The sequence below is a fragment of the Pseudomonas sp. genome (assembly GCF_041601375.1).
Taxonomy (GTDB): domain Bacteria; phylum Pseudomonadota; class Gammaproteobacteria; order Pseudomonadales; family Pseudomonadaceae; genus Aquipseudomonas.
Genome location: NZ_JBFIIG010000221.1, coordinates 1 through 6332 on the forward strand (window position 1 = coordinate 1; position 6332 = coordinate 6332).

A 6332-nucleotide genomic window follows, 5' to 3' on the forward strand; every position below is an offset into this window, starting at 1 on the left:
CCGGGCGCGGGTAGGCCGGGGTCAGTACGCAGTCGAGATCACCCATGATGCGGTCGCAGATGGCTTTCAGTGCCTGCAGGCGGTACTGGGCGCGGAACAGTTGCACGGCGGTGGTGCCGGGGGCTTGCTCCAGTACCGCTTTGATCACTGGCAGCACCGCGTCAGGTTGGGCTTCGATCAGTTCACCGGCGACGCTGTAGCGCTCGGCCACCCAGGGGCCTTCATAGAGCAGGCGGGCGGCTTCGAGGAAGGGCGCAAAGTCGATCTCGATGGCCTCGCCGCCCAGGGCCTTGAGCTGTTCGATGGTGGCGGCGAACAGCGCCGGGCTCTCGGCGCAGCCAAGGAACTCCAGCTGTTTGGGCACACCGAAGCGGAAACCCGCACGTGGCGTACCGAAGGCTGAACCATCGTTCCACCGCGGGTTGGCGCGGCTGTACTCGTCACGCGGGTCGAGCCTGGTGGTCAGCGCCAGTAGCTGGCTGGCCTCGGCGGCGCTGGCGGTGAAATAGGTCACGCAATCCAGGGTGCGGCAGGCCGGCACCACGCCAGCGGTGGACAGCAGCCCTTTAGTGGCTTTGAGGCCGATCAGGTTGTTCAGTGCCGCTGGCACCCGGCCGCTGCCGGCGGTGTCGGTGCCCAGGGCGAAGCTGGCCAGCCCTAACGCCACGGCCAGTGAGGAGCCGGCGCTGGAACCGCCGGAGGGGTAGGCCGGATGCACGCTGTTGCGGCATTCGCCATAGGGCGAGCGGGTGCCATTGAGGCCGGTGGCGAACTGGTCGAGGTTGGTCTTGCCCAGCGGCACGGCACCCAGGGCGAGCAGCTGCTCGACCAGGGTCGCGCTCTGCGCCGGCACATAGGCGAAGGCCGGGCAGGCGGCGGTGGTGGGGATGCCGGCCAGGTCGATGTTGTCCTTGATGGCGAACGGCACGCCGTACAGCGGCAGCTCGGCGGGCGTCTTGCCGTCGAGGGCGGCGAGGTAGGGTTCCAGTTCTTCCGCCGTGAGCAGGTGGATGAACAGGTGAAACTCGGGGTTGAGCGCCGCGGCCTGTTCGCGCAGGGCGGCGATCAGTTGGCGCGGGGTGGTGCTGCCGTTCTGGTAGGCGGCTTTTACGGCGTCGAGGCGTAGGTCGAATTCGTGGGTCATGTCAGGCTTCCTCGTTTGGTGCGAGTCCGCTTGGTGGGTCGATGAAGCGTGACCCACCCTACGGTGAGAGTTCTTCGGGTGGATGGCGCGTTGTCCATCCACCATCGATGTTTCGGCATCGCAATTGGGGCGGCCGGCGATCCGGCGGCAGGCGATCCGACGGCCATGTGACCCCAGGGTGGAGCGGTGAAGCGCGATCCACCCTGGGGTCGGCGTTTGCGCTCAGGCTTCCTCCAGGACCACCACGCGTTGGCCGGCGCGCACCGGCGAGCCGGGTTGCACGCGCACCTCGCTGACCAGGCCGTCGCGGGGGGCGAGCAGGGGGATCTCCATCTTCATCGACTCGAGGATCACCAGCACATCGCCGGCCTTGACCCGGTCGCCGACGGCCACCTGCACCTGCCAGAGGTTGCCGGCGATATGGCTGTCGATGCCGTGCTGGCCGTTGCCCAGCGGCGCGTCCTCGCCCAGGTCGGGCGCGACTTCCTCGCTGTCGAAATGCGCCTGGCCGGAGGCGATCCAGCGCTGGCGTTCGGCGTCGAAGGCGCCGCGCTGCTGCTTGCGGAAGGCCTCGATGCCTTCGGCTTGCTCGGTGAGAAAGGCCTGGTAGTCGGCCAGGTGCAGTTCGCTGTGCTCGATGCGCAGGTCATAGCGGCCCAGGGGGAAATCACGGCGGATTTGCAGCAGCTCGTCTGCCGCCACCGGATAGAAGCGGATTTGGTCGAAGAAGCGCAGCAACCAGGGCTTGCCGTCGAAGGCGGCCACTTCGCGGTAGCGGTTCCACATCTGCAGGGTACGGCCGACGAACTGATAGCCGCCGGGGCCTTCCATGCCGTACACGCACATATAGGCGCCGCCGATGCCGACCGAGTTTTCCGCGGTCCAGGTGCGCGCCGGGTTGTACTTGGTGGTGACCAGGCGATGGCGCGGGTCCAGCGGCGTGGCCACCGGCGCGCCCAGGTAGACGTCGCCCAGGCCCATCACCAGGTAGCTGGCCTCGAACACCGTGCGGTAGACCTCATCGAGATTCGGCAGGTCGTTGATCCGGCGGATGAACTCCAGGTTGCTCGGGCACCAGGGCGCATCCTTGCGCACCGTGGTCATGTACTTGTCGATGGCCAGTTGGCAGGCCGGATCGTCCCAGGACAGCGGCAGGTGGACGATGCGCGACGGCACCTTGAGGTCCTGCGCGGCGCACACCGCGTCCCACTCGCCGGCGACGATGCCGAGCAAGTCGCTCAGGGCCAGGGTTTCCGGCTGGTAGTGCACCTGCAGCGAGCGGATGCCCGGGGTCAGGTCGATCACGCCATCGAGTTGCTTGGCCTCCAGGGCCTGCATCAGCGCGTGGCCGCGAAAGCGCAGCACCAGGTCCAGCTCAGGCGCGCCTATCTCCAGCAGCAGGTGGGTATCGCCGGACAGGCGCGCGACCAGGCGTTTATCGGCGTGGCCGATATCGAGGACGATGGGGCTCTGCAGTCCGGCTGCATTCCGGGGGCTGTCCGGCTGCATCCGGGCTACGAGCGTGTGGCTTTCCTCGTTACGGGCGCTGGCCAGCTGCCGCGCGGTGGCGATATCCACCGGCGCAAACCGCACCTTATCGCCGGCCTTGAGCTGCCCCAGCTGCCACAGGTCGGCCTCGATGATGGTCGCCGGGCAGACGAAGCCGCCGAGGCTGGGGCCGTCGGGGCCGAGGATCACCGGCATGTCGCCGGTGAAGTCCACTGCACCGATGGCGTAGGGGTTGTCGTGGATATTGGAGGGGTGCAGGCCGGCCTCGCCGCCGCTGTCGCGTACCCACTCGGGCTTGGGCCCGATCAGGCGCACGCCGGTGCGGCTGGAGTTGAAATGCACTTCCCAGGCGGTGGCGAAGAAGCTGTCGATATAGGCCGGGGTGAAGTATTCCGGGGCGCCATGGGGGCCGTAGATCACCCGGATCTCGCGCACGGCGGGCAGGGCGGCGCAGAGTTCGGCGGGCAGTTGCGCGCCGTTGTCCCGATCAGTCAGTGCCGGGATATGCAGCACATCGCCGGCGCGCAGGGCGCGACCGCCGTGGCCGCCGAACTGGCCGAGGGTGAAGGTGCTCTTGCTGCCGAGATAATCCGGCACCTGCAGGCCGCCGCGCAGGCACAGGTAACTGCGTGCGCCGCTGCCTGCGATGGTGCCCAGGCTCAGGGTGCTGCCGGCGTTTATCAGCAGGGCGGTATTCAGCGGTTGTTCGATCCCGTCGACGCTCAGCGGAATCGCCGCGCCGGTCACCGCCACCACCGCGTCGGTGTTGAAGCGCAGGCTCGGGCCGCTCATGGTGATTTCCAGCGCGGCGGCGCCTTGCTGGTTGCCCAGCAGGCGGTTGCCCAGGCGCAGGGCGCGGTCGTCCATCGGCCCGGAGGGCGGCACACCGACCGCCCAGTAGCCGAGACGACCGGGAAAATCCTGCACGCTGGTCTGGGTGCCTGCGCTCAGCACCTCGACGGTTTCGGCCTGGTAGCTCAAGCCTTCCAGGCAACGGGTCCAGGGGTTGCCGCTGGCGAAGGGCGCAGCGACCAGGATCTGCCGCAGGTAATCGCGGTTGTTTTCCACGCCGTAGAGCAGGGTGTCGGCCAGGGCCTGGCCGAGTGCGGCGCTGGCGGCGTCGCGGCTGGGTGCCCAGGCGATCAGCTTGGCGATCATCGGGTCGAAGTAGGGTGGGATCTCGCAGCCGGCCTCGACCCAGGTGTCGATGCGCAGCGCCTTGCCGTCCGCGGCCGGGAACTGCACGGCAGTCAGCAGGCCGGGGCTGGGCTGGAAGTCGCGGCCCGGGTCCTCGGCATACAGCCGCGCCTGGATCGCATGGCCGCTGGGCGCGAGGGTTTTTGCCAACTCGGCCAGGGGCGGCAGCTCGCCGGCGGCCAGTTCGATCATCCAGCGCACCAGGTCGACGCCCCACACCTGTTCGGTGACGCCGTGCTCGACCTGCAGGCGGGTGTTCACCTCCAGGAAGTAGAAGCGCGCCGCCTCGCTGTCGTAGACGAACTCGACGGTGCCGGCGCTGCGGTAGTTGACCGCCTTGGCCAGCTGGATCGCCGCCGCGCAGAGTTCCTCGGCCATGCCGGCCGGCAGGTTCGGTGCCGGGGTTTCCTCCAGCACCTTCTGGTTGCGCCGTTGTACCGAACAGTCGCGCACGCCCAGGGCCACTACCTCGCCCTGTCCGTCGCCGAACACCTGCACTTCCAGGTGGCGGGCGCGCTGGATGTATTTCTCGATGAACACGCCGCTGTCGCTGAAGTTGTTCTGCCCCAGGCGTTTGACCGCGTCGAAGGCTTCATTCAGCTCGGCGGCGCTGTGGCATACGCGCATGCCGATGCCGCCACCGCCGGCGGTGCTCTTGAGCATCACTGGGTAGCCGACTTCATCGCCGGCGACCAATGCGGCGTCGAGGCTGTCCAGCAGCTCGGTGCCTTCAAGCAGCGGCACGCCATGCTGTTTGGCCAAGGCGCGGGCGGTGTGCTTGAGGCCGAATAGCCGCAGCTGCTCCGGGGTCGGGCCGACGAAGGCGATGCCCGCGGCTTCGCAGGCTTCGGCGAAGGCGGCGTTCTCGGAGAGAAAGCCATAGCCAGGGTGGATGGCTTGGGCGCCGGATCGCTGGGCCACGGCGAGAATCTTCTCGACCCGCAGGTAGGTGTTCGCCGCCGGGCCTTCGCCCAGGCTATGCGCCTCGTCGGCCTGCTGCAGATGCAGGCTGGCGGCGTCGGCCTCGGAATACACGGCCACGCCGCCTACGCGCAGTTCACGGAGAGTACGCAGGATGCGGCAGGCGATGGCGCCGCGGTTGGCGATCAGCAGTTTGTCGAACATTCGAGGTGTCCTCGAAGGAGGCGGGCCGTCCCGCGGTATTCGGTCTGCACCCCGGTCGTCCGGGGTTGAAATCTTTAGGTAGGGCGGGTGCAACCCGCCGCTGACTTGGCTGTTGGCGGGTTTCACCCGCCCTACGGGCGTTGCTTCAATCCCACACCAGCACCTCGGCCGGGGTCGGGTTGTAGCCGTTGCACGGGTTGTTCAGTTGCGGGCAGTTGGAGATCAGCACGATCACGTCCATGTGCGCCTGCAGCTCGACGTACTTGCCGGGCGCGGAGATGCCGTCCTCGAAGGTCAGGCTGCCCTCGGGCGTCACCGGCACGTTCATGAAGAAGTTGATGTTGGCGCTGATGTCGGCCTTGTTCAGGCGGCCGTCGTGCAGGCTGGCGCGCAGGAAGTTGTCGCGGCAACTGTGCATGTAGCGTTTGTCCAGCGCGTACCTGACGCTGTTGCTTTCCTGGGCGCAGGCGCCGCCGAGGGTGTCGTGGCGGCCGCAGGTGTCGGCGACGATGCTCAGCAGCGGGTTGCCGAGGTTGGAGTAGAGCACCGTGCCGGTGGTCAGGTAGACGCTGTGCTGTTTGCGCAGGGTGCGCTGCACGTCGTAGCGCTCGCGCGGGTTGGCGGCGCTGTAGAACAGGGTGTCGACCGCCTGATTGCCTTCCAGGTCGAGCAGGCGCAGGGTCTGCCCGGCTTTGACTTCGCAGATAAAGGGCTCGCCGGCACCGATGGTGGCGCGGTAGCTGGCGGTTTCGGGGTGCTTGTCGCTATGGATAAGAGTCATGGTGGCCGCCCTTAGATATACAGACGTTCGGTGTTGTGGAAGCCGCGCGCGTTTTCCGGGCGCGAGTTGCGGCAGAGCACGCTGATGCCGTCGCTGTCGACCTTGTGCCAGGACAGTTGCAGCGGCTTGGGCGCGTACTCGGGACTCGGGTCCAGCGGGTGTTGCAGGGCGGTGAGCACCACCAGGGTGTCCATCGGCGCATACAGCTCCACATAGTCGCCGGCCTTGGAGTTGCCGGGCTGGAAGTGCAGGCGGCCGCCACTGTCCACCGTGACCTTGCTGAACAGGTTGAGGCACATCAGCAGGTCCTGGATGTTCAGGTTCCACTTGCCCATTTCCACCAGCAGGTTGTCCACGCCGTTGCGGAAGAAACAGTTGCGCAGCTGCTGATAGCTGCCCTGGCCGTACTTTTCGGCGACCTCCTCGGCGTTGAGCACGCCGCCGAAGCTGTCGTGCCAGCCGCAGGTGTCGGCGGTAATGGCGGCGAGCACGCGGCCCATGTCCGAGTACAGGCAGTGGCCGGCAGTCAGCTTGGCGGTGTGCTGGCACTTGAGTGAGTCGGGCAGGTTGAGGCGC

At 67.5% G+C, this 6332-nt stretch carries 4 protein-coding genes; all 4 read right to left on the minus strand.

Features of this window, described 5'->3' with window-relative positions; translation table 11 throughout:
• Positions 1-1144, minus strand: a 1144-nt coding sequence (locus tag ABZE94_RS19495) for an allophanate hydrolase (protein WP_372877587.1), incomplete at its 3' end; no start/stop codon positions are given.
• 222 nt (positions 1145-1366) lie between these two features.
• Positions 1367-4975: an urea carboxylase gene (gene uca, locus ABZE94_RS19500; RefSeq protein WP_372877589.1), complete on the minus strand. Its 3609-nt coding sequence runs from the start codon at positions 4973-4975 to the stop codon at positions 1367-1369.
• Positions 4976-5120: 145 nt separating this feature from the next.
• A complete protein-coding gene (locus ABZE94_RS19505; protein WP_372877591.1) occupies positions 5121-5756 on the minus strand; it encodes an urea amidolyase associated protein UAAP2 in 636 nt (211 codons plus the stop codon).
• 11 nt (positions 5757-5767) lie between these two features.
• Positions 5768-6332 (minus strand): urea amidolyase associated protein UAAP1 (locus tag ABZE94_RS19510; protein WP_372877593.1); only part of this gene is annotated, 565 nt, incomplete at its 5' end.

Excerpts from the sequence above, each read along its gene's own strand:
- ABZE94_RS19505 (WP_372877591.1), bottom strand. The coding sequence starts at position 5,756 with ATGACTCTTATCCATAGCGACAAGCACCCCGAAACCGCCAGCTACCGC.
- uca (WP_372877589.1), bottom strand. The coding sequence starts at position 4,975 with ATGTTCGACAAACTGCTGATCGCCAACCGCGGCGCCATCGCCTGCCGC.